Source organism: Pacificitalea manganoxidans (assembly GCF_002504165.1).
GTDB classification, from domain to species: Bacteria; Pseudomonadota; Alphaproteobacteria; order Rhodobacterales; family Rhodobacteraceae; genus Pacificitalea; species Pacificitalea manganoxidans.
Genome location: NZ_CP021404.1, coordinates 2,349,147 through 2,373,519, shown reverse-complemented (window position 1 = coordinate 2,373,519; position 24,373 = coordinate 2,349,147). Strand labels below are relative to the sequence as shown.

The 24,373-nt window shown below is 67.2% G+C and carries 20 protein-coding genes; 15 read left to right on the top strand and 5 right to left on the bottom strand.

Annotated elements, in window-relative coordinates; genetic code table 11:
* Positions 1-52: 52 nt before the first annotated feature.
* The 3 genes from CBW24_RS10725 to CBW24_RS10715 all read right to left on the bottom strand — a co-directional run bounded on the left by CBW24_RS10725 (position 53) and on the right by CBW24_RS10715 (position 4,148).
* Positions 53-1,555, bottom strand: a complete 1,503-nt coding sequence (locus CBW24_RS10725) for a carboxypeptidase M32 (protein WP_097373573.1) — start codon at positions 1,553-1,555, stop codon at positions 53-55.
* A complete protein-coding gene (gene ctaA / locus CBW24_RS10720) occupies positions 1,552-2,706 on the bottom strand; it encodes a heme A synthase (protein ID WP_097373572.1) in 1,155 nt (384 codons plus the stop codon). Before ctaA ends, CBW24_RS10725 begins: the two co-directional genes overlap by 4 nt.
* Before the next feature lie 695 nt (positions 2,707-3,401).
* Complete coding sequence (locus CBW24_RS10715; RefSeq protein WP_088661639.1) at positions 3,402-4,148, bottom strand: RNA methyltransferase; 747 nt, start codon at positions 4,146-4,148, stop codon at positions 3,402-3,404.
* Between the two features lie 393 nt (positions 4,149-4,541).
* On the opposite strand from CBW24_RS10715, the gene CBW24_RS10710 reads away from it, so the two are divergent.
* Positions 4,542-5,186: a thiamine phosphate synthase gene (locus tag CBW24_RS10710; protein WP_097373571.1), complete on the top strand. Its 645-nt coding sequence runs from the start codon at positions 4,542-4,544 to the stop codon at positions 5,184-5,186.
* A gap of 252 nt (positions 5,187-5,438) precedes the next feature.
* Here CBW24_RS10710 and CBW24_RS10705 read toward each other — a convergent pair whose 3' ends face one another.
* Positions 5,439-6,530, bottom strand: a complete 1,092-nt coding sequence (locus CBW24_RS10705) for a Hint domain-containing protein (protein ID WP_097373570.1) — start codon at positions 6,528-6,530, stop codon at positions 5,439-5,441.
* 248 nt (positions 6,531-6,778) lie between these two features.
* Between CBW24_RS10705 and CBW24_RS10700 the strand changes: the two genes are divergently transcribed.
* The gene (locus CBW24_RS10700; RefSeq protein WP_097373569.1) at positions 6,779-7,558 is read left to right on the top strand and encodes an SDR family oxidoreductase; all 780 of its coding nucleotides are present in this window, start codon (positions 6,779-6,781) and stop codon (positions 7,556-7,558) included.
* Positions 7,559-7,683: 125 nt separating this feature from the next.
* Positions 7,684-8,829: a cytochrome P450 gene (locus tag CBW24_RS10695; RefSeq protein ID WP_232529727.1), complete on the top strand. Its 1,146-nt coding sequence runs from the start codon at positions 7,684-7,686 to the stop codon at positions 8,827-8,829.
* A gap of 22 nt (positions 8,830-8,851) precedes the next feature.
* On the opposite strand, the gene CBW24_RS10690 is transcribed toward CBW24_RS10695, so the two are convergent.
* Positions 8,852-9,313: an Lrp/AsnC family transcriptional regulator gene (locus CBW24_RS10690; RefSeq protein ID WP_088661643.1), complete on the bottom strand. Its 462-nt coding sequence runs from the start codon at positions 9,311-9,313 to the stop codon at positions 8,852-8,854.
* A gap of 146 nt (positions 9,314-9,459) precedes the next feature.
* On the opposite strand from CBW24_RS10690, the gene cysG reads away from it, so the two are divergent.
* The 12 genes from cysG (at position 9,460) to CBW24_RS10630 (ending at position 24,340) form a co-directional block, all read left to right on the top strand.
* On the top strand, positions 9,460-10,875 hold the full coding sequence (gene cysG / locus CBW24_RS10685) for a siroheme synthase CysG (protein ID WP_097373568.1): 1,416 nt from the start codon (positions 9,460-9,462) through the stop codon (positions 10,873-10,875).
* Position 10,876: 1 nt separating this feature from the next.
* On the top strand, positions 10,877-11,188 hold the full coding sequence (locus CBW24_RS10680; RefSeq protein ID WP_088661645.1) for a DUF2849 domain-containing protein: 312 nt from the start codon (positions 10,877-10,879) through the stop codon (positions 11,186-11,188).
* A gap of 2 nt (positions 11,189-11,190) precedes the next feature.
* On the top strand, positions 11,191-12,861 hold the full coding sequence (locus CBW24_RS10675) for a nitrite/sulfite reductase (RefSeq protein WP_097373567.1): 1,671 nt from the start codon (positions 11,191-11,193) through the stop codon (positions 12,859-12,861).
* Positions 12,851-13,618, top strand: coding sequence for a phosphoadenylyl-sulfate reductase (locus CBW24_RS10670; RefSeq protein WP_097373566.1), 768 nt, complete (start codon positions 12,851-12,853; stop codon positions 13,616-13,618). Before CBW24_RS10675 ends, CBW24_RS10670 begins: the two co-directional genes overlap by 11 nt.
* Positions 13,619-13,622: 4 nt before the next feature.
* Positions 13,623-14,042: a DUF934 domain-containing protein gene (locus CBW24_RS10665; RefSeq protein WP_088661648.1), complete on the top strand. Its 420-nt coding sequence runs from the start codon at positions 13,623-13,625 to the stop codon at positions 14,040-14,042.
* Between the two features lie 242 nt (positions 14,043-14,284).
* Entirely contained in the window at positions 14,285-15,160 is an 876-nt protein-coding gene (locus tag CBW24_RS10660; protein WP_097373565.1) for a ferredoxin--NADP reductase, read from the top strand.
* A 334-nt stretch (positions 15,161-15,494) separates the two neighbouring features.
* Positions 15,495-16,010, top strand: coding sequence for a translation initiation factor IF-3 (gene infC, locus CBW24_RS10655; RefSeq protein WP_232529718.1), 516 nt, complete (start codon positions 15,495-15,497; stop codon positions 16,008-16,010).
* A gap of 952 nt (positions 16,011-16,962) precedes the next feature.
* Complete coding sequence (locus CBW24_RS10650) at positions 16,963-18,765, top strand: sensor histidine kinase (RefSeq protein ID WP_097373564.1); 1,803 nt, start codon at positions 16,963-16,965, stop codon at positions 18,763-18,765.
* Positions 18,762-20,180 (top strand): sigma-54-dependent transcriptional regulator, encoded by a 1,419-nt coding sequence (locus tag CBW24_RS10645; protein ID WP_097373563.1) that lies wholly within the window; start codon positions 18,762-18,764, stop codon positions 20,178-20,180. The genes CBW24_RS10650 and CBW24_RS10645 overlap by 4 nt, the downstream gene beginning before the upstream one ends.
* 318 nt (positions 20,181-20,498) lie before the next feature.
* Positions 20,499-21,512, top strand: coding sequence for a DctP family TRAP transporter solute-binding subunit (locus CBW24_RS10640; RefSeq protein WP_088661652.1), 1,014 nt, complete (start codon positions 20,499-20,501; stop codon positions 21,510-21,512).
* 728 nt (positions 21,513-22,240) lie between these two features.
* On the top strand, positions 22,241-22,939 hold the full coding sequence (locus CBW24_RS10635) for a TRAP transporter small permease (protein WP_097373562.1): 699 nt from the start codon (positions 22,241-22,243) through the stop codon (positions 22,937-22,939).
* A 6-nt stretch (positions 22,940-22,945) separates the two neighbouring features.
* Entirely contained in the window at positions 22,946-24,340 is a 1,395-nt protein-coding gene (locus tag CBW24_RS10630; protein ID WP_088661654.1) for a TRAP transporter large permease, read from the top strand.
* The last annotated feature ends 33 nt before the right edge of the window (positions 24,341-24,373 follow it).

Genomic DNA, 24,373 nt, shown 5'->3' with positions numbered 1-24,373 from the left:
GCTAATCGTCCTTTGATGTTCCGCGCCCGGCGCGGCCACGGTCGCTCCCGCATCACAGCTTGTAGATCCGGGCGAACTTCGCCTCGATATACTCCAGCAGCGGGCCCTCGTCCGGGGTCCGGCCACAGGCATGGGCGATGGTGTCGCGCGGCGCGCGCAAGGCCCCGTATTGCTGCACATGGGTGTTTAGCCAGCGCACCGCCGGGCCGGGATCGCCTGCGGCCAGATGCGTGTCCAGATCGGGCAGGTCACGGCGCAGCGCCTCGTGCAGGCACCCGGCATAGACATTGCCTAGCGTGTAGGTCGGGAAATAGCCAAACAGCCCCACGGACCAATGCACATCCTGCAAACAGCCAAGGCTCGGGCGCGGCACCGGCACGCCAAAATCGGCCTCGAACCGGGTGTTCCATGCCTCCTCCAGATCAGCGGGGGCCAGCCGCCCGGCAACCATCTCACGCTCCAGATCAAACCGCAGCAGCACATGCAGGTTATACTGCACCTCATCGGATTCGGTGCGGATATGGCCGGGGCCGACGCGGTTCACGACGCCATGGAAATCGTCGGGGTCATCGACACCCAGATCGCCAAAGAGTTCCGTCATCCGACCATGCAGCCAGCCGGTATAGGCGGCAGAGCGGCCAAGCTGGTTTTCGTAGATGCGGCTCTGGCTTTCATGCACGCCCATCGACACACCCCGGCCCAGCGGGGTCAGCCGATGCGCCGGGTCGATGCCTTGCTCGTAGCAGGCATGGCCGACCTCATGGATCGTCGAATAAAGGCAGTTGAACGGGTCGCTGACGCTGGTGCGGGTGGTGATGCGCACATCGTCGCCGGACCCGGAGGAGAACGGATGCACCGCCTTGTCGATGCGCCCGCGGGTGAAGTCATAGCCGAACGCCCCCGCCACCTCGGCGGCCAGCGTCATCTGACCGGCCTCGTCGAAGTCCCGGCAAAGCTCTGGCGGCTGATAGGCGGCCCCCATCACCCGGTCGCGCAGCGCCACCAGCCGCGGGCGAAGCGCGCCGAACATCGCGTCAAGCTGGGCCGCCGTGGCCCCCGGCTCGTAATCGTCGAGCATGGTGTCGTAGCGGTCCCGCGTGGTGCCCTCCGCGTCACCCGCCGCGATGGCGTCGGCTTCCTCGCGTTTCAGGGTCAGCACCTCGTCCAGCACGGGCACGAAGGCGGCGACATCCTCAGCGGCGCGGGCCTCGGCCCACCGGCCCTGCGCGACCGAGGTGACGCGCGCGATCTCGGCGGCAAGCCGGGCAGGCACCTTGACCGCGCGGGCATGGTCGCGGCGGATATGGTGCAGCCGCGCGCCGTTCAGCGCGTCATCCGCGGACAGCTCCGCCTCGGCCCGCTCCAGCCATTCGGCGACCTTCGGATCGGTGCGCCGGCTGTGCAGCACCGATTCCAGCGCGGCCATTTCCTCGCTGCGCTGTTCGGCACTGCCGCGCGGCATCACCGTTTCCTGATCCCAGCCAAGCCGCCCCAGCACCTGCGCCAGCGCCTCGGTCTCGCGCTGATGCGCCATCAGATCGTCAAGCGCGCTCATGCCCGGCCCTCCCGGATCGACGTGGTGACCGGGTAACCGGCAAGGAACCGCGCCCGCAGGATCAGCACCCACAGGATCACCGCCATGAGTTGATGGGTGATCGCGATATGCATCTGCGCCGCCTGCATCACCGTGGCGATGCCCAGCACGACCTGTCCGAACAGCGCCACCGCCATCCAGTCAAACGCGGTGCGGGTGCGCGGATGCGCCGATTTGCGCCCGCGCCGCCACACGACCAGCCCAAAGATGAACAGCAGATAGGCGGTCATGCGATGGATGAATTGCACCAATCCCGGATCTTCGAAGAAGTTGCGCCATAGCGGGCGCAGCTCGAACGGCTCGGGCGGGAAAAATCCGCCCGCCATCAGCGGCCAGTCGATATAGGTGCGCCCCGCGTCGATCCCGGCGACCAGCGCGCCCAGCAGGATCTGCAGAAACGCCAGATGCAACAGCCCGGTGCTCATGCCCCACAGCTTGCGCTCCCGCAGGCGGCGGGCCTGCATGATCTCGCGCTCGGGCCGCGCAAGGCGGAAGACATACCACGCGATCAACCCAAGGATGATGAAGGCCAGCCCCAGATGCGCCGCCAGCCGGTAGGACGCGACCGAGACCATGCCCTCGCCCAGCCCCGAAGACACCATCCACCAGCCGATCGCCCCCTGCAGGCCACCCAGCGCGCCGGGAATGATCAGACGCCCCTTCCAGCCATTGGGGATCTGCCCTGTGATCAGCAATCCCAGATAGCCCAGCAGCCACACGACCCCCACGGCCCGTCCCAGCTGGCGGTGGCTCCATTCCCACCAGTAGATCTGTTTGAACTCCGCCAGCGTCATGCCGAGGTTCAGTTCGCGATATTGCGGGATCTGCTGGTAGGCTTCGAATTCACCCTGCCATGCGGTCTCGTCCATCGGCGGCAGCGCCCCGGTGACCGGCGCCCATTCCACGATGGACAGGCCGCTGTCGGTCAGGCGCGTCAGCCCACCGATCACGATCATCGCCAGCACCATCGCAAACAGCACGATAAGCCAGATGCGCACGGCGCTGCGCGAACCCTTCTGGCGGCGGTCGATGGCCCCCGGCTGTGCCGTGCGCGCGGCAGGCGTCGCGGCGGAGGGATCGACCTCCTCGAAAATGGAGCGTTTCTGAGCCATGGTGATCCTTCCTTGCCTCGGGCCTGTCCGCAGGAGCCCGCGCCGGGCCAAACATGCGGCCGCGCCGCCCCGAGCGAGATTTCGCCGGAACCTAGGCCCGCAGACGCGGCACGGCAAGGCTTCCGCCAGCGACGGCGCGCCGCAGGAGTATGCGCATGAGCCCGCCCTCGCGAGTTGGCGGTTCGTGACCTGACGCTGATCTCCGGGCAGGAAGGGGGTGGCTGGTATAAAACGCCACCCCACGGGCAAGCACGCGGTGGGCAAAGCACCCCCGCCCGCGAACAAGGCCGTAAGCCGCGCGGGCGAGCGCCTGCCCGTCCCGGCGGGCTGGCGCTTTGCCATCTCGCGCTAACCTCAGATTGGGGAGGGGTTTGACTGACATAAAGCACGCCGTCCAACCGTCTAAGCGCCACCCCACGGTCAGGCTCCCGTTGTGGGGCGCACTGCTCCGACCTCAGCGCACCCGCCCGCGAACAAGGCCGTAGGCCGCGCGGGCGAGCGCCTGCCCGTCCCCCGGGCTGGCGCTTTGCCACCTCACGCTAACCTCAGAACGAGGAGGTATGTGGCTGCCATAAAGGCATCCGCTCAGCCGTCCCAGCGCCACCCCACGGGCAGGCTCCCGTTGCGCGTCAGGTGAGGTGGGCACACGGCGCACCCCTGTGCCACGCCAGCTCCGCGTAGCCAGCCCCGCGCGATCAGTCGCGCCCGGGCCCGCGCTCTTTCCAGCGCACCATCTGCCGCAGCACGCCGTGGAACACCTGCACTTCGGTCCGGGTCAGCCCCAGTCGCGCCCACATGTTGCGCAGGGTGAGCTTCATGCCCGGGGCTTTGTCCTCCGGCCAGAAGAACCCCGCCTCTTCCAGACGCTGCTCGTAGTGATCGCCAAGTTTCTCGATCTCGAGCCCGCTGGCATATTCGGTCTTTTCCATCGCCGCCGCCGCGCGGGTGGGGGCGGGGCCCGACAGGCGCGACCATTCATAGGCGGTCAGCAGCACGCATTGCCCAAGGTTGAGCGAGAAGAATTCCGGGTTCACCGGCACCGAGATGATCGCATTCGCCCGCGCCACGTCGTCGTTTTCCAATCCGGCCCGCTCGGGGCCGAACAGCACCGCGACCTTTTCGCCTGCCGCGATTTTCTCGTGCGCCAGCCGCATCGCGTCTTCGGGGGTAAAGACAGGCTTCGTCAGCCCACGGGCGCGGGCGGTGGTGGCAAAGACATAGGTGCAGTCGGATAGCGCCTCGGGGAGGGTATCGCTCACCTGCGCGTCATCCAGCAGCCGCCCCGCGCCAGAGGCCAGCGCCACGGCGCGCGGGTTCGGCCAGCCATCGCGTGGCTCGACCAGCCGCATCCGGCTCAGGCCGAAATTCCACATCGCCCGCGCCGCCGCACCGATATTCTCGCCCATTTGCGAGCGGACAAGGACGAAGACGGGTTCGGACATCGGGCAGGCTCCGGGCTGAAAGGGTTGCGCCGGGCGATACCGGGAAGCCGCGCGCGACGCAATCCCGCGAGGGGATCGGCAGGTCGTAGGATCCGGCCCACGGGTGGGCCAGCCCGGTCCGCGACCGCCGCGCGGGCTGTCCCTTGCGCTGCACGGACCCCGCGGGCTCAAGCTGCGTCGCACAGCAGTTAGCGGCTAGCCACGCCCGCACCAAACGCATTCACCAGATTTCAAACGGTCCCCGAACCGTCCCCACCGCAAAGACCGCACGCCCGGTCCACCGCAGATGCCGCCCCCCGCCCGCGTATCACGCCCGGTCGCCGGGCGACGCTCCCCCGTTTCATTCCCCGCGGCGATAGGCTATCACCGCGCGAAATTCCCCAGGGTGCTTCCATGTCTGATACCTCCCAAACCGACCTTCCCGACGCTCCCGAGCAGCCGCAGATCTACCTGATCACGCCGCCCGAATTCGATCTGTCGACTTTCCCCGACCGGCTGGCTTCGGTGCTGGATGCCGAAGACGTGGCCTGCATCCGCCTCGCGCTGGCCACCAGCGACGAAGACCGCATCGCCCGCGCCGCCGACGCCTGCCGGGAGGTAGCCCATGCCCGCGACGTGGCGATCGTGATCGAACGGCATCTGGCAATGGTCGAACGTCTCGGTCTTGACGGTGTGCACCTGACCGACGGGGCGCGCACCGTGCGCCACGCGCGGAAGGAACTGGGCGCGGATGCCATCGTCGGCGCATTCTGCGGCAGCTCGCGCCATGACGGCATGACGGCGGCCGAGGCTGGCGCGGATTATGTGGCCTTCGGTCCGGTGGGCGGCAGCCTCGGCGATGGCACCCATGCCGAAGACGGCCTGTTCGAATGGTGGTCGCAGATGATCGAAGTGCCGGTAGTGGCCGAAGGCGGGCTCAGCGCGGGCCGGGCCACGGCACTGGGCGCGATGACCGATTTCTTTGGCGTAGGCGAGGAAATCTGGCGCGAAGATGACGCGGCCGAAGCGCTGCGCACGCTGCTCGCCGGGGCACGCTGATCCGGTCGCGCCGGCGGGCTCCGGCGTAACTTGCCCCGCGATGCCATCGTCGGCGCGCTCGCTGACGGCGCGCCTCCGCTAGGCTATCCGCTCTGCCGGCTCGCGCCATGATCTCAGCCTGCGGGCGCATACCAACCCGTTCGGCTGTGGCCCCGGACGCGCCGGGCGGTGAGCCAAGGCCCCCGCCCACATGGCACCCCACCGCGGACCCCGATCCCAACGCCAGCCCCCCCACGGCATCACGCGCGGCGATCAGCCCTGACCGTCGCTCCAGGTGCCGGGGCGGTGGAACCGGTCCGGTCCCGCGCGGCTCAATTCCTCCGCATCGGGTTCGGTGCCGGGATGGGTGGTGTGGCTCAGACTGGGAAGCTGTTCGGCCACCTGCTCGGCGATCTCTTCGGGCAGGCCGGGGCGGGTGGCGTCATTGACCTCCAGACTTTCGGCGGGGATGCCCTCGGCATAGATCACCTCGTGGCGGTCAAAGACCGGGGTGAACCAGTCGCAAAACCCGCCCTTGCGGATGAACACCCGCGCCCCATCGACCAGATACTGGGCCTTCACCAGAATATCGGCGCTGCGCCCGATCCGGTCCGCGCCGCGCTGATAGATGAACAGTCGCTGGTGCTGGCTCACCACCAGATCGGCGCTGTTGCCCAGCACGCCGCGCCCGATCACCACAGGGGCGGAGGCGCCCACCGCCCGCACCGTGCGCCGCGCCACCCAGCGCAGCGGCTGCGCGCCGTGATTGTGGGTCAGCACCCGCATTCCCGGCTCCAGATCCTCGATCGGAACCTGCCGCCCATCGGCCAGCGTGATGGCGGTGCCGCGCCCGAACGCGATAGAGGTCACATCCGCCAGCGGCACGGTGCCGGGATCGGTATCAATCCCGATCAGCGTGTAATCCGCGCCGGGTTCGATCGGGTCGAGGGGCAGGGCACAGCGCAGATCGCTGGCCTCCCCCTCTGCCGACGTCACCGCGATGAGCAGGATCTGCGCCCGACCGCCGTCAGGGGCCATCAGCGTCAACCGCGCTTCCAGCACCACCCGGTCTCCGGCGGCGCCGATCTCAGAACCCGCCGCCACCGCGCGCGCGACCGCGGTGCTGAGCGTCGCGGGACCGGCGCGCGCCGCGTCATCGCCCGCTTCCCGCACCGCCAGCCGCCATGCGGGGCCGTCATCGGACAGCCGGTAGACATCGCCGGGGCACAGATCCTCCACGGCCTCCAGCGCATCGCCCGCATTGACCCCGGCCACCACGCGGAAATCGGCCCCGCGCAGCACATGGCAGGTCCAGTCGCGCGGCGCGGCGGTGGGGGATGTGGTCGGGGGCGTGGGCGTGCTCATCGGCTGGGGTCTGGCTCGGGTCGCTGGCTGGGACAGGTGCGCGCCGGACCATGCGGCGCAGCCGGGCCGGGGTCAATGCACCAGCCGCCGTTTGGTTGCGCCGCCGCATCCCACGCGCGCCCCGCTCGATCCTCACCTATCACACCCGATCCTTAACTGCGCCGCCCGCCGCGCCGGGCACCTTCCGCCCCCCGCCGCGACCTGCTACGCCTTGCGGCAACATGCACAAGCCTGAAGGAACACAGCCCATGGATCTTGGAATCGCCGGTAAGACCGCTCTCGTCACCGCTTCGTCTAAGGGGCTGGGCCGCGGCTGCGCCGAACATCTCGCCGCCGCGGGCGTCAATCTGATCCTCAACGCCCGCAGCGAAGGCCCGCTTGAGGAAACCGCTGCCGCCCTGCGCGATGCCCACGGGGTCGAGGTCACGGCAATCGCCGCCGATATCGTGTCGGAAGAAGGCCGCGCCCGCGTGCTGGCCGCCGCCGGACATGTCGATATCCTCGTAACCAATGCGGGCGGCCCGTCTCCGGGCAGCTGGGAAGATTGGGACCGGGACGATTTCATCAAGGCGCTCGACGCCAATATGCTGACCCCGATCGCGCTGATGCAGGCGCTGCTGCCCGGCATGATCGACCAAGGCTGGGGCCGGGTGGTGAACATCACCTCGCAATCGGTGAAATCGCCGATCCCGGCGCTGGGCCTGTCGAACTCCGCGCGGGCCGGGCTGACCGGTTTCGTTGCGGGCACCTCCCGGCAGGTCGCGCCCAAGGGCGTGACCATCAACAACCTGCTCCCCGGTATCCACGACACCGACCGTTCCATCGGGCTCGATACCGGCGTGGCTTCCGCCAATGACATCACCCGCGAAGAAGCCCGCGCCCGGCGCGAAGCGACGATCCCCGCGCGCCGCTACGGCACCGCATCGGAATTTGGCGCCGCCTGTGCCTTCCTGTGTTCGGCACATGCCGGTTTCATCGTCGGGCAGAACCTGCTGCTGGATGGCGGCGCGCTTAACTCGACGCTTTAAGATCTGCTCATAAGGGTGCCGATTTGCTGGTAAATGATCCTCACGGGGGCGGCGCTGCCGCCTCCACCCGCCCGGCCGCGTCCGCGCTTCCGGTCGTGCGGCGATCGCCGACCGATCCCGCCTTCGTGCAGGACCCCTATCCGGTCTACGATCTTTGGCGTGCGCAGGGCGATCTGGTCTGGTGGGAGGATTACGGCATGGTCGCCGCCACCAGCCACCGCGCGGTGCAGACGCTGCTGAAGGATCGGCGTTTCGGACGAGCGGTGCCGCCCGCGCAGGCGCATCCGATCCCGGAGCGGCTGACACCCTTCTACGACATCGAAGCACATTCCCTGCTGGAACTCGAAGCGCCCGATCACACCCGACTGCGGGGGCTGATCCTGCGGGCGTTCACCTCGCGCACCATCGCCGCGCTCGGTCCGTTCATCGACGATCTGGCCGCTGCGCTGGTCGCCGACCTGCCGCCCCCCGGCACCCCGGTCGATCTGCTCGACGCGCTCTGCCGCCCGCTGCCGGTGCGGGTCATCGCCCATATGCTCGGCGTGCCGGACAGCCGCTGCACCGATCTGCTGGACTGGTCGAACGCGATGGTTGGCATGTATCAGGCAGGCCGCACCCGCGCGATGGAGGACGCCGCCGTGGCTGCCTCGCGCGCGTTCTCGGCGTTTCTGTCTGACCTGATCGAAACCCGCCGTGCCGCGCCGGGCGACGATCTTCTGTCGCAGTTGATCGCGGCGGAGGAAGATGGCGAACGGCTCAGCCGGGCGGAACTGATCTCTACCGTGATTTTGCTGCTCAATGCCGGGCATGAGGCGACGGTGCACACGCTGGGCAACGGCATCGCGACGCTCATCGCCACGGGGCAGGGCGCGCGCGCCTGTGATCCGCAGGCGCTGCCCGCCCTGACCGAAGAGGTGCTGCGCCACGATCCGCCGCTGCATCTATTCACCCGCTGGTGCTACACCGAGGTCGAGCTATACGGCCACCGCTTCCACCCCGGCGATCAGGTGGCGTGCCTGCTGGGCGCCGCCAATCGCGACCCCGACACCTTTGCCGATCCGGCGGTGTTCGCACCGGGTCGCAACGCGCGCGCGCAGGTGAGCTTTGGCGCGGGGATCCATTTCTGCGTCGGCGCACCGTTGGCCCGGATGGAAATCGCCGCCGCCCTGCGCGCGCTTTTCTCCGCGCGGCCCGATCTGACGCTGGCCGAGCCGCCGCGCTACGCGCCGATCTACCATTTTCACGGGTTGGAGGCGCTGCGCGTCGCATAAGGAACCGCGCCGCGATCCCCGCCTAGACCGGCAGCACGGTGGTGGCTTTCAATTCCTCCATCGACAGCAGCGCGGTGACGTTGTGGATCTTCACCTCGGAAATTAGCGCCTGATAGAAGCTGTCATAGGCGCGGGCATTGGCGACCCGCACCTTCAGGATGTAGTCGATATCCCCAGCCAGCCGATGCGCTTCCAGCACTTCGGGGCGGGCGCGCAGGGTGGACAGGAACCGCTGCTGCCACTCGGCCTCATGCTCGGACGTGCGGATCAGCACAAAGAAACACGCCTCCAGCCCCAGCGCCTCGGCATCCAGCAGGACCGTATTCTGGCGGATCACCCCCGCCTCGCGCATCTTGCGAATGCGGTTCCAGACCGGCGTCTTGGAGGAGCCGACTTTCTTGGCAATTTCGTCCAGCGACTGGCTGGCATCGACCTGTAGCTCCGCAAGGATTTTCCGGTCTGTGGCGTCGAGACGAACGGACATTCCGTATTCTCCCCGTTTGGTGGATTTCAGTTCGCTCCGGCGCGTCTGCTGGAACAGTTTTCCTTATTTCCCAAGGATACTGGCCGTCTGCAAGGACAAAATTCTATATAGAGCGGAGAACGAAACACCGATCAGGCAGGCCCGTCATGCAACATTTCCCAATCTTCCTCGACCTGAAGGGCCGCACGGTCCTGCTGTCGGGTGGGGGTGAGGCCGCGATGGCCAAGCTGCGCCTGCTGATGAAGACCGAAGCGCATCTCGTCGTGTTCGCCCCTGAGCCGTCGGATGAGATCGTCGCTTGGGCGGCGCAGGGCCTGCTGGCGCTGCATCCCCGCGCGCTGGCCCCCGCCGATCTGCCCGGCGCGGCGTTGGTCTATGCCGCCGACGAAGACGCCGCGCGCGACACCCGCACCGCCGAACTGTCCCGGGCCGCGGGCGTGCTGCTCAATGTGGTCGATGATCTGCAAAACTCGCAATTCATCACCCCCGCCATCGTCGATCGCGATCCGGTCTGCGTGGCCATCGGCACCGAAGGCGCGGCCCCGGTGCTGGCCCGCGCGATCAAACGCGATCTGGAAGAGCGGCTGAACCCGCGTCTGGGTCTGATGGCGCGCATCGGCAAAGCCTTCCGCGCCGCCGCCGAGGCGCTCCCCGAGGGCCGCCCGCGCCGGGATTTCTGGTCGGATTACTATTTCGGCGAGGGCCTCGTCGCGCTCGATGCCGAAGGCGAAACCGCGCTGCCCGCCGCGCTGGACCGCATGTTGGACCGCCATCTGGCGTCCGAAACCTCTGCCGGGCGCGTCGCTCTGGTCGGGGCCGGTCCGGGCGATCCCGAATTGCTGACGCTGAAGGCCCGTCGCCTGCTCGATACCGCCGACGTCGTGATCCATGACCGGCTGGTGCCGCAGGAGATCCTCGAACTGGCCCGCCGCGAGGCGATCCTTGTCGATGCGGGCAAACAGGGGTTCGGCCCCGCCATGACCCAAGAGGAAATCAACACCCTGATCGTGCGCCATGCGCAGGACGGTCATCATGTGGTGCGGCTGAAATCCGGCGATCCGGGCGTCTTCGGGCGGCTGGATGAGGAACTCGACGCCTGCGATGCCGCCGGGATCGAATGGCAGATCGTGCCGGGCCTGACCTCGGCCGCTGCGGCTGCGGCGGGCATCGGGCAGGGGCTGACCCGGCGTGGGCGCAACAGCGCGGTGCGGCTGCTGACCGGCCATGACGTCAAGGGGTTTGCCGAACATGACTGGCGCGCGCTGGCGCGTCCGGGCGAGGTGGCGGCCCTCTATATGGCCAAGCGCGGTGCGCGGTTCCTTCAGGGCCGTCTGCTGATGCATGGCGCCGCGCCGGAAACGCCCGTGACCATCGTTGAAAATGCCTCCCGCCCGGATGAGCAGGTGATTGCCACCACGCTCGCCGCGCTGCCCGCCACCTTGGAGTCCGGCGATGTTGCCGGTCCCGCCATCCTTCTCTACGGGCTGGCGCCGCGCGCCCGCGCCACGGCCGCCGCGCCCGCGCCCGCCCGCTCTGAAACGACCCTCAAGGAGTTCGCCTGACATGGCCCGCCAATTCACCCCCAAGGTCGTCACCGCCAACGCCCTGCTCGAAGGCGACGTCGTCTATCTGACCGCCGATGACCGCTGGACCCGCGCCCATACCGAGGCCGAGCTGATCGAGGATGAGGCCCACGCGCAGATCCGTCTGCTGGAGGCCAACCAGCCCGGCACCGTCGTCGGCGTCTATCTCGCCGATGCGCGCCGTGGCCCCGATGGCCCCGAGCCGGTGCATTTCCGCGAAGTGTTCCGCGCGACCGGCCCGTCCAACTACCGCCACGGCAAGCAAGCCGCCACCGACACCGCGGAGGTCTGATCATGTATAGCTATTCCGATTTCGACGAGCAGTTCGTCCGCGCCCGCGTCGCGCAATTTTCCCAGCAGGTCGCCCGCCGCATCGATGGCTCGCTGACCGAGGATGAATTCAAGCCGCTGCGCCTGATGAACGGGCTCTATCTGCAATTGCACGCCTACATGCTGCGCGTGGCGATCCCCTATGGCACGCTGTCGGCGCGCCAGATGACCCAGCTCGCCTATATCGCGGAGACGTGGGACAAGGGCTATGGCCATTTCACCACCCGTCAGAACATCCAGTATAACTGGCCGGAGCTGAAAGACGTGCCCGCCATGCTGGAGGCGCTGGCCGATGTGCAGATGCATGCGATCCAGACCTCGGGAAACACCATCCGCAACGTGACCGCCGATCACTTCGCCGGGGCCGTGGGCGATGAGGTCGCCGATCCGCGCCCCGTCGCGGAACTGCTGCGCCAGTGGTCCACCGATCACCCAGAATTTCAGTTCCTGCCGCGGAAGTTCAAATTCGCCGTCACGGGGGCCGAACATGACCGCGCCGTTATCAAGGCCCATGACATCGGCATTCAGATTGTGCGCAACGACGGGGGCGAGATCGGCTACCGCATCCTTGTCGGGGGTGGTCTGGGCCGCACGCCGATGATCGGCAAGGTTATCAATGACTTCGTGCCGGGCGAGGATCTGCTGCCCTATTGCGAGGCCATCGTGCATGTCTACAACCGGCTGGGCCGGCGCGATAACAAATACAAGGCCCGCATCAAGATCACGGTGCATGAGCATGGCATCGACGCGATCCGCGATCTGGTCGAGGCGCGCTTCGCCGAAATCCGCCCCGAGTTTTCCGGCGTGGATCAGGAGATGCTGCGCGGAATTCAGGCGCAATTCGCACTGCCCGAACTGACCTCCGGCGGGGCAGGGGCCTATGATGACGCCTACGCCGCCGATCCGGTGTTCCGCGCTTGGGCTGATACCAACCTGACCGCGCATCGTCACCCCGATCATGCCATCGTCACCATCTCGCTGAAGGCCCACGGCGCCACCCCCGGCGACGCCACCGCCGAACAGATGCGCGTCATGGCCGATCTGGCCGAGCGGTTCTCCCATTCCGAACTGCGCATCAGCCACCAGCAGAACGTGATCTTGCCGCATGTGCGCAAAGCCGATCTGCCGCAGGTGCACAAAATCCTCGCGGCCTATGGCCTCGGCACCGCCAATATCGGCCTCGTGTCCGACATCATCGCCTGCCCCGGCATGGATTACTGCGCGCTGGCCACCGCCCGCTCGATCCCGATCGCCCAGCAGATCGCCACGCGGTTTGACGAGCTGAAGATCGAGCACGAGGTCGGCCCGCTGCAGATCAAGATTTCGGGCTGCATCAATGCCTGTGGGCACCATCATGTCGGCCATATCGGCATTCTCGGGCTGGATCGCGCGGGCGTCGAAAACTATCAGGTGACGCTCGGCGGCGACGCGACCGAAACCGCCGCTCTGGGCGAACGCGCAGGCCCCGGCTTCTCCGCCGAGGACATCGTGCCCGCGATCGAGCGGCTGGTGCTGGCCTATGTCGATCTGCGCGACAGCGCCGACGAAACCTTCATCGAGGCTTTCCGCCGTCTTGGCATGGCCCCGTTCAAAGCAGCCCTCTATCCCGAAGAAAGGGTGAAAGATGCCGCTTGATGACCGCAAATTCGGGCGTGCCGATACGGTCGCCCGGCTCAACGCGCAGGCCCGTGGCCTTGGCGCGCAGGACATCCTGCGCCTCGCGCTGAGCGATCCCGCCACCCGTGACGGCGCGCTTGTCTCCTCCTTCGGGGCCGAAAGCGTCGTGTTGTTGCACCTGATGTCGCAGATCGATCCGTCCTATCCGGTGATCTTCATCGACACCCGGCTGCTCTTTGCCGAAACGCTGGACTACCAGCGCGATGTGGCGCGGCAGCTTGGCCTGACCGATGTGCGTGTCACCCGCACCGATCCCGCAGCCCTGCGCCGCGCGGATCCCGATGACACGCTGCACCAGCGCGACACCGCCGCCTGCTGCGATCTGCGCAAGGCCCGCCCGCTGGAGCAGGCGCTTGGCGGCTTTTCGGCCTGGATCACGGGGCGGAAGCGGTTTCAGGCCGCGACCCGCGCTGCGCTGGAGCCTTTCGAACTGGATGGGGACCGGATCAAGGTGAATCCGCTGGCGGACTGGACCGCCGAGGATTTGAAAGCCTATATCGCGGACCATGACCTGCCCCGGCATCCGCTGGTGGCCAAGGGCTATCCGTCGATCGGCTGCACGCCCTGCACCACGCCGGTGGGGGCGGGCGAAGACCCCCGTGCAGGCCGCTGGCGCGGTTCGGATAAGGTCGAATGCGGCATCCATTTCGTCAATGGGCGCGCCGTGCGCGGCCCGATCGCGGCCCCGGCAGCCGCCACAGCCGCCAAGGAGTGAGCAGATGAGCGTGATCGTCACCGATACGGGCTTCGGCTCCGAAGACTGGTCCCACGAGTTCCACAGCGTCGAGGCGCTCGGGCAGGAGGTCGGCGCGCCCGCCTTCGCGCTTGATCTCGCCTCCGACACTGACCCCGCCGCGCTGGAAGGTCGGCTGGACGGCGTGGACCTGATCCGCGTCGATTTCCCGTCCTCCGCCGACGGGCGCGGCTTTACCATCGCGCGCGCGCTGCGCCGCATGGGCTTTGCCGGGCGTCTGCGCGCCAAGGGCCATGTGATCGCGGACCAATACGCAATGGCCCGCCGCTGTGGTTTCGACGAGGTCGAAATCGACGACGCGCTTGCCGCCCGGCAGCCGGAACCGCAATGGCTGTTCCGCGCTGATTGGCAGGCTCACGATTACCAGTCCCGCTTGCGCGGCTGATCCGGCCCGCCGCACCGCTGCGCGCCCGCGCCGCTGTTCCCCTGGGGCATGGCAGGCACGGCGCCGCATGTGGGGCAGGGCGGTCGGCAATCGCCCGCTTTCCCGGCGCTCCCGCAAAATAAGGCTGGACCGGCGCTGAATTTGTATGCACACTAACGAAAAATCGGGTGCGGCACAGCTGCCCGCTTCCGTTTGACCCGAAACTCTGATCGAAAGGCGCGGAACCCGTTCCGCGACATGTGATGACCGAGCAGACACCCGTGACCCAAACCGACGCCACCCCCGCCACTTCCGCCGCGCCTTCGCCAAAGGCCACTCCGACCTTGCCCGACGCGCAGGTCGTGACCTCGGTCAAGCATTGGACCGACCGGCTGTTTTCCTTCCGCGTGAGCCGCCCGCAATCGCTGCGCTTCCGCTCCGGGGAATTCGTGATGATCGGCCTGATGGGCGATCCCGATCCCAAAACCGGACGCCAGAAGCCGCTGCTGCGCGCCTATTCCATCGCCTCGCCCAGCTGGGACGAGGAACTGGAATTCTACTCGATCAAGGTGCAGGACGGCCCGCTGACCTCGCGGCTGCAACATATCCAGCCCGGCGACGAGCTGATCCTGCGGCCCAAGCCCGTGGGCACGCTGGTTCATGACGCGCTGCTGCCCGGCAAACGTCTGTGGCTCTTTGCCACCGGCACCGGCATCGCGCCCTTCGCCTCGCTGATCCGCGATCCCGAGACGTTCGAGAATTACGACCAGATCATCCTGACCCATACCTGCCGCGACGTGGCCGAACTCGACTACGGTCGTGAACTGGTCGACAGCCTGCGCAGCGACGAGATGATGCAGGAATTGCTGGGCGATGGGCTCGACAAGCTCACTTACTACCCCACCACGACCCGCGAAGAGAGCCCGCGCATGGGCCGCATCACCGACCTGCTGCGCAACGGCACCGTGTTCGCCGATCTGGGCATTGACAGCATCTCCGCCGAGACCGACCGCGCGATGGTCTGCGGCTCGATGGGGCTGAACACCGACATCAAGGAAATCCTCGAAGGCTACGGCCTGCGCGAGGGGGCCAATTCCGACCCCGCAGAATATGTGGTCGAGAAAGCCTTCGTCGGTTAACGCAGGATCAATGGGCGTCGCCCGTCGCCCGGTCCGGGTGCGCCAATCCCCCCGGACCGCGCTGAACCTGCCCCCCGCGGTCGTGGGGGCAGTTGGCCCCCACACCCCGCCACGCCGCACCTGCGGCTCCGGGCGGGACTGTGGGCGTCTGGTGCCGATCCGGGCGGCATGGTCCCCCCATCGGCCCCGATCCCTTCCAAACCTCCAATTCCCGGAACCCACACGGCATTTGATGGGTTGAACAGAACGCGTCGGAAGAGTATTTTCCCGCGACTTCACGGCAATTGGACAAAGGAACACAGCCATCGCCCGCAGACCCCATAACGCCCCGCCGGTGCGTGACACAGGCCCCCGCGTCAACGAACGCATCCGGGCTTCCGAAATCCGGCTGATCGGGCCCGAAGGCCAGAACGTCGGCGTTGTCACGCCGGAACGCGCCATGGAACTGGCCCAGCAGGTCGGTCTCGATCTGGTCGAAATCTCCCCCAATGCGACCCCGCCGGTCTGCAAGATCATGGATTTCGGCAAGTTCAAATACGAACAGCAGAAGCGTGAATCCGAGGCGCGCAAGAAGCAGAAGATCATCGAGGTCAAGGAAGTCAAATTCCGGCCCAACACCGATCATCACGACTACGAAGTCAAGATGCGCAACGTCGTCCGTTTCCTTGAGAACGGCGACAAGGTGAAGGTGACGCTCCGCTTCCGTGGCCGCGAAATGGCACACCAGAATCTGGGTCGTGACCTGCTCGAACGCGTCGCCGCCGACGTCAAGGAATTGGGCAAGGTCGAGAACATGCCCAAGATGGAAGGCCGCCAGATGGTCATGATGATCGGTCCGGCAGCCAAATGATCGGCGCGCTCTGCCACCAGCCCGCGATGGCCGCCAAATGACGTGAAGTGGGGCCGGGCGTCCAACCCGTGCCCCGCGCGTGGCTGCAGGCTCCGCGCCGTTTCAGGTCGAGGTTCCGGGAAGCCACATGCTTCCCGTGACGCCCGGCCCCAGATCCGCCCCCGGACCCTCGGTCCGGGGGTTTTCGTTTGTGCCTGCGCAGGCGGCGGCGGTCGCGGGGAGGCTGTCCGGACCACAGGTTTAAATTTCACAACCCTTGCGCGCCGTCCCCGCACCGCCGGCCAATCCCCGCCAAAATACGCGCGCCCGCGCCCTAACGACCCGTAAATTGTTTCGCGTGCGAAACAATGGGTCAGCCCCCGTGACCCGAATCCGTCAAGGCCACGACCGCCCCAAACGACCCACCCCCATCCTGCCTGCGTCCGAAATGGCTGTGCGTGTTCACCTCAGACTTCAGTGCCCCCGCCCGCGAACAGGCGAAGCGCGCAGCCAAGCGCCTGCCCGCCCCGCCGGGCTGGCGCTTGGCCCCTTGCGCTGGCATCAGAACGGGGAGGGACTTGGCTGGGGATAAAGCACACCCGCTCATCCGTAGCAGCGCCATCCCCCGGGCAGGCTGACGTCACGCCCGGCATTCCTACGTCTAGCGACCTTCGATCTCAGCGCACCCGCTCTCGAACAAGGCCAAAGGCCGCGAGAGCGAGCGCCTGCCCGTCCCCCGTGCTGGCGCTTTGCCACCTTGCGCTGACCTCTGGGCGGGGAAGGATTTGGCTGGCATAAAGCGCACCGATCAGTCGTTCCTGCGCCAGCCCACGGGCAGGCTTCTGTTGCTCTCACTGTTCCACGCCGGACATCCCCCGTGCGAAAGCGCCCCCGCCCTCCGGGCATGCCCACGCCGGAACCCGCTGTCCCGCCCCGTTGCCCGATCCCGGTCCGTCGCGCTACAACAGCCGTCATGCTGCGCGCGCCCATTCCCCGGCTACAGGCTTTCGTCCTGCTGGCCCTGACGCTTGCCACCGTCACCGGGGGGGTGTGGTGGTTTGCGCTTACATCGGGGGTCGAGCAGGTCGCGCGGCGGGGGGAATCCGATCTGGCGCTCGCCGCCGACCGGCTGACCGGGCAACTGGCGCGGTTTCGCGAACTGGCGGTGTTGCTGGCCGATCACCCGGCGCTGGTCGCACGGCTGCGCGGACAGATCGGCGCAGAGCCCACCGCCGCCACGCTGACCGAAACCGCCGATCAAACCGGATCGCTGGAGATCGCCTTGCTGGATGCGACGGGGCGTGGGCTGTCGGCGTCGGACGGGGCGGCGGTGCCGGGGGATCTGTCGCATCTGCCTCATGTGGCGCGGGCGCTTGGCGGGGCGCTGGGGATCGATCACGGCATCGACGCTGCCCGCAACCGGCGGATCTTTACTTTTGCCGCGCCGGTCTTCGTGCCTGATGGGCCGGTCGAGGGTGTCGTGCTGGTCACCGCCGATATCGAGGCGATCGAGGCCGAATGGCGCGGCGATGGCATGGCGGTCTTCTTTACCGACCAGCGCGGCGTGGTCTTTGCCACCAATCGCAGCGAGATGCTGCTCTCGACCCGCCCGCTGGACCCGCCGCCGGTGCTCAGCACGCGCGAATATGGCGGGCTGCGGCTGGCGCCGTTCACCGCACATGAGGTGACCCGTCTGGCCGGGCATGAGATCTGGCAGCTTTCGGCGCCGGGGCCCTATCTGCCCGCGCGCGCCGTGCATCTGACCCGGCCCCTGCCGGCCATTGGCATGACGGGGGAGGCGCTGGCCGCGATTGGACCGGCGCGGCGCATGGCGCTGTTGCAGGCGACGGTGGCGGGGGCGGTTGTGCTGGTCTTTGGCGTGCTGCTCTGGGGGCTGTCGGAGCGCCGCCGCGCGCTGTCGGACCGGCTGGCGATCGAGGCCCGCGCCAATGCCGCGCTGGAGGCCCGCGTCAGCGCCCGCACCGCCGAGCTTTCCGCCGCCAACACCCGCCTGCGCCGGGAGGTGGCCGAGCGGCAGGAGGCCGAAGCCCGGCTGAAACAGGCGCAGGCCGATCTGGTGCAGGCGGGCAAGCTGTCGGCCTTGGGGCAAATGTCGGCGGGCATCAGCCACGAATTGAATCAGCCGCTGATGGCCATCGGGTCATTTTCGGAAAACGCCGTCGCCTATCTGGAGCGGGGCCAGCTCGATATCGCCCGCCAGAACCTTGACCGGATTGCGGACCTGTCGCGGCGGATGGGGCGGATCATCAAGAACCTGCGCGCCTTTGCCCGGCAGGAGCGGGAACCGATCCGCTCGGTCGATCTGGGCGCGGTGGTCGGCTCGGTTCTGGAATTGACGGAGGCCCGGCTGGCCGCGACGGGGGTTGCGCTGCATTGGGTGCCGCCGCCTGCGCCGGTGTTGGTGCGCGGGGGCGAGGTGCGGCTTCAGCAGGTGGTGATGAACCTTGTGTCGAACGCGCTCGACGCGATGGAGGGCCGCCCGGCGCGGCAGCTACATCTGGCGATCACGCCGGGCAACCCGGTCACCCTGTCGGTGCGCGACACGGGGCCTGGGATCGCCGCGCCGGACCGGATTTTCGATCCCTTCTATTCCACCAAGGAGGTGGGCGGCTCGGAGGGGATGGGCCTTGGGCTGTCGATCTCTTATGGGCTGGTGCAAAGTTTCGGCGGGGCGATCCGGGGCGCGAACCATCCCGAGGGCGGCGCGCTGTTCACTGTCGAATTGACCCCCGCCTGTCTGGAGACCGCCGCATGACCCCAGCCGACGCCGCCCGCCCGCCCGCGACGTATCCCGGTGCACCCCAGCCCGATGCGGGCCATCACGGCGCAGACCAGTCCCATGCAGGCCCCTCGGACGCCCGCAGCCCGCGCGCCGGGGCCACGGCGGCGGCGTCAGAACGCGCAGGGTCCGCCCGAACTGGTCCGCCGCGCCTGACCCGCGTGTTGCTGGTCGACGATGACGCCCCGGTGCGCGAGGCGCTGGGGCAGACGCTGGAACTGGCGGACCTGACGCCGGTGCTGACCGGCAGCTATATCGAGGCCAAGGATCACATCAGCCCGGATTTCGCCGGGATCATCGTGTCTGACATCCGTATGCCGGGCAAAGACGGGTTCGCGCTGCTGGAACTGGCGCTGTCGCGCGATCCGGAACTGCCGGTGATCCTGCTGACCGGGGAGGGCGATGTGCCGATGGCGGTGCAGGGGATGCAGGCCGGGGCCTTCGGATTTCTGGAGAAGCCCTGCGCGCCCAAGGATCTGCTGGAGGTGATCGCCCGCGCGTTGAAGGCCCGCGCCCTGGTGCTGGAAAACCGCAGGCTGAAACGGGAACTGGCGCGCGGCGACGCGGCGGCGCGGATGCTGGCGGGCAAAAGCCCACTGGCGGAGGAGTTGCGCGCACAGGTGCGCGCGGTGGCCCGCACCAAGGCCGAGGTGCTGGTCGCGGGCGCGCCCGGCTCCGGCACATCGAAGGTGGCGGAGGTCATCCACCTGCTGTCGCGCGAGGCGGCGCGCCCGTTCGTCAAACGCTCGGCGGCGGCGCTGGGGCCGGATGGGCTGGCCGATGCGCTGGCCGAGGCGGGGACCGGCAGCCTGTTCATCGACGAGGTGGCGGCGCTCAGGCCCGACGCGCAACTGGCGCTGCTGGACCTGCTGGACCGGGGCCATGCCGCCGACCAGCGCGCCCGTGTCATCGCCGGCACCTATCGCGATCTGGAGGCCGAAACGGCGGCGGGGCGGTTCAGCCATGATCTGTATTACAAGCTGGACGGAATGCGGGTGCGGGTGCCTGCGCTGCGGGAGCGGGCCGAGGACATCCCGATCCTGTTTCGTCATTACGTCGCGCAGGCCTGCGAACAGGCCAACCTGCCAGAGCCCGAGATCACCCCGGAGATCACCGCGCGGCTGATGGCGCAGGACTGGCCCGGCAATGCCCGCAGCCTGATGAACGCGGCGATGCGCTTTGCCATGGGGTTGGGGGAAACGGCCCCGGCGGAGGATCTGGGGCTGGCGGAGCAGTTGGCGCGGGTGGAGCGCGCGCTGCTGATCGCGGCACTGGACAAGGCCGGGGGCCGGGCGGCGGTGGCGGCGGAGGCGCTGAAGCTGCCGCGCAAGACATTTTACGACAAACTGGCCCGTCATGACCTGAAGCCCGAGGATTTCCGCCCCGCGTGAGCGGAAGAGAATCGCGGTGGGACTTGAGGTGCGCGCAGGGCGGGCATGCATCCGGCGCAGGGCTGGCAGCTGTGCGGTTTTCCGCACAATGCTGCGGATGCGCGTGCGGATTTCCGCACATCGCAGCGCAGTGATCGGCGCGTGATCTGGCGTGATCGGCGCCATGCCTTTGTGATTAATAGATAATCAACAAATTTTGCGTAGCCCGGAGATGCCGCTTGGCCGGGCAGGGGTGCGCGGCTCTTATAGCCGCAGACCGGGTTCGCGCCCTGCTGCGGGCTGCCCCGGCGCGTCTATATTCTGTCTGGGAGGACATTCATGAAAATCGCGACCTTTACTGCTTCGGCCTCGGCTGCCGCGCTGGCGCTGGCCTTTACCGCAGGTTCTGCTGCTGCCAGCTGCGAGGCGGGCGAAATGGTGATCAAGCTCAGCCACGTCACCAACACTGACAAGCACCCCAAGGGCATCGCCGCGTCGCTGCTGCAAAGCCGCGTCAACGAGGAGATGAACGGCAAGGCCTGCATGGAGGTTTACCCCAACTCCACGCTCTATAACGACGATCAGGTGCTGGAGGCGATGCTACAGGGCGACGTGCAGATGGCGGCGCCGTCGCTGTCGAAGTTCGAGAAATTCACCAAGCAGTTCCGCATCTTCGACCTGCCCTTCATGTTCAAGAACATGGACTCCGTCGACGCGTTCCAGAATTCCGAAGCCGGTCAGGCGATGAAGGAATCTATGACCCGCCGCGGTCTGCTGGGGCTCGATTTCTGGCATAACGGGCTGAAGCAGTTTTCGGCCAACAAACCGCTGCTGGAGCCGGGCGACGCCGCTGGTCTGAAATTCCGCGTGCAGCCTTCTGACGTGCTGGTCGCGCAGATGGAAGCGCTCGACGCCAGCCCGCAGCCGATGGCCTTCTCCGAGGTGTATGGCGCGCTGCAGACCGGCGTTGTCGACGGGCAGGAAAACACATGGTCCAACATCTACGGGCAAAAGTTCTTTGAGGTGCAGGACGGCATCACCGAGACCAACCACGGCGTGCTCGACTACATGCTCGTGACCTCGGTGGATTGGTGGGACAGCCTCGACGCCGATCTGCGCGATCAGCTGGAAACCATCGTCCACGAAGTCACCGCCGAGCGGAACGCGGCAATCGCGGATGTGGATGCCGAGAACCGTCAGGCCGTGCTCGACGCGGGCGGCACCATCCGGGAACTGACCGCCGAGCAGCGGCAGGACTGGGTCGATGTGATGAAGCCGGTTTGGGAGCAGTTCGAGGGCGATGTCGGCGCCGAGAACATTCAGGCCGCGCAGGACATCAACGCGCAGATGTAAGCGCAAAGGCGGTGTGGCGGGCCGGGGGCGTTGCCTGCGGTTCGTCGATTTCAGGGTTGGATATGAGCGGGTTGCACCGCGATCTTCATCTACCACCTGAGCCCGCCTGATGAGGTAGCCGGTTCTGCCACGCGCCCCGATGTGCGGCGGAACAGGCTGGGACCGGGGCGCGATCCCCCTTGCGCCCCGGTCCTGTTTTGTGGGGTGGCTGGCATCTGTTTGAGCCCAGCGGCAACGGTCGGGGGCTGGCTGAAGGGTCACTGAAGTCCGAAGGGTTGGCGCGCCCGCCCTTCTGCGGGTTGCCGAGGTTCTGACCGCTGCGATCCGATCGGCGCGCGCGGATGATGTGCCGGGCGGGTGAAGGGCCGTCTTGGGCGGCTCGCGGTGGCGGAGGGGCTGAGTGTCCTGCGTGCCGGGGCGTGCCGTTCCGCTGCTTCGGGGTGGCTGCGCCGGGGCCATGCTGCGCCGCCGGGCCGCGCCGATTTGCCGGGCCGCGCCGATCCGGTGGTGCTGCGCCGGTGTGGCGCGCGCCTTTGTCGGGCCTGTCGTGGTCCACGGCGCCGCTCACATCCGTCCGGCCTTGCGCCGACGGATCAGTTTTTCGCCCCCTTGGGCCTGACCGCTCCGCCCTGCCGGGCAGGGCGGTTTGGGTTCGGGGGCGCCCGCTTCCCGCTTGGGCCGTCGCTGGACGGGTCAGGTTCTAGGTTATCTGCAAGAAAGGCGTTTCCATGTCCGCCAGATACATGCCGCGCTCCGGTCTTGGCCGGGTGGTGCACAGTTTCGAGGAGACGGCGATTGCCACGCTTCTCGGGCTTATGACCCTTGTCACCTTTGCCAATGTGGTGCTGCGCTACGTCTTTAATAGTTCGCTCATCTGGGGGCTGGAGGTGACGCTGGTGCTGTTTGCGTGGCTGGTGCTGTTCGGCATCTCCTACGCGTTCAAGATCACCGCGCATCTGGGCGTCGATGCGATCCTGAACATGACCGGCCCGCGCCCGCGCAAGATGCTGACCCTGTTGGGGGCCGCGCTGTGCGTCGTTTATGCGCTGCTGCTGATGAAGGGCGCGTGGGATTACTGGGCGCCGTTCGGCGGGTTCGATCAGACCTCGGGGCGGTGGTTCCCGACGGGGTTCCAGCAGACCCGCGATCAGGCGTGGTATGAGACCGAGCAGATCCCGATGCCGGACTGGCTGCGATTTATCGAGCCGATGTTCAACATGGGCGAAGAATACGAGAAGCTGCCGCGCTTCATCCCCTATGCGATGTTGCCTTTCGGCGTGGCGCTGATCGTGTTCCGCACCGTTCAGGCGCTGGTCGAGATCGCCACCGGTCGCCGTGCCGGGCTGATCGTTAGCCATGAGGCCGAAGAGGCGGTCGAAGACCTGTCGGCCACCCATCTCCACGACCCCCAAACCGGCAAGGACTGATCTGCCATGGACGTGCTTATTCTCTTCGCGATGGTGATCGGGCTGCTGCTGATCGGGGTGCCGATCGCGGTGTCGCTGGGCCTGAGCTCGATCGTGTTTCTGCTCGTGTTCTCGGACACGTCGCTCGCCTCGATTGCGCAATCGCTCTATCAGGCGATGGCGGGGCATTACACGCTGCTGGCGATCCCGTTCTTTATCCTTGCGTCGTCGTTCATGTCGACGGGCGGCGTGGCCAAGCGGATCATCCGGTTTTCCATCGCCTGCGTCGGCCATATGCGCGGCGGTCTGGCGATTGCGGGCGTGTTCGCCTGCATGATCTTTGCCGCGCTTTCGGGGTCTTCGCCCGCGACGGTGGTGGCAATCGGGACGATCGTGATCGCCGCGATGCGAGAGGTCGGCTACACCCGCGATTTCGCCGCTGGCGTGATCTGTAACGCGGGCACGCTGGGCATCCTGATCCCGCCGTCCATCGTGATGGTGGTCTATGCCTCCGCGACCGATGTGTCGGTGGGGCGGATGTTCCTTGCCGGTGTGGTGCCGGGGCTGCTGGCGGGTCTGATGCTGATGGCGACGATCTATGTCATGGCGGTCATCAAGAACATGCCCAAGGGCGAGTGGCTGGGCTGGGGCGAGATCCGCGCCAGTTTCGGCGATGCGTTCTGGGGGCTGATGCTGATCGTCATCATCATGGTCGGGATTTACGGCATTCCGGGCGTGACCGGCGCGATCTTTACCCCCACCGAAGCGGCGGCGGTGGCCTCGGTCTATGCGTTCCTTGTGGCATGTTTCGTCTATCGCGACATGGGGCCGCTGGCCGCGCGGGACGGCCAAGCGAAATCGAGCGTGCTGCGCAAGCCGTGGACTTTGCTCACCGCGTTCGTGCATCGCGACACCCGCGCGACGCTGCTGGATGCGGGCAAGTTGACGATCACGCTGATGTTCATCATCGCCAATGCGCTGATCCTCAAGCACGTCCTGACCGATGAGCAGATCCCCCAGCAGATCGCCGAGGCGATGCTGTCGGCGGGGTTCGGCAAGATCATGTTCCTCATCATCGTGAACGTGATCCTGCTGATCGGCGGGCAATTCATGGAGCCTTCGGGCCTGATCGTGATCGTGGCGCCGCTGGTCTTTCCGATCGCGATCGAACTGGGGGTCGATCCGATCCATCTGGGCATCATCATGGTGGTGAACATGGAGATCGGGATGATTACGCCGCCGGTGGGGCTGAACCTGTTCGTCACCTCGGGCGTGGCGGGGATGCCGATGATGCGGGTGGTCCGCGCGGCGGCACCGTTCCTTGCCGTGCTGTTCGTGTTCCTGATCCTGATCACCTATGTGCCATGGCTGTCGACCGCGCTACCGATCAGCCTGATGGGGCCGGAGATCATCACGAACTGACCCCGGTTCGGCAGCTTAGGAAAGGCGCGCCCG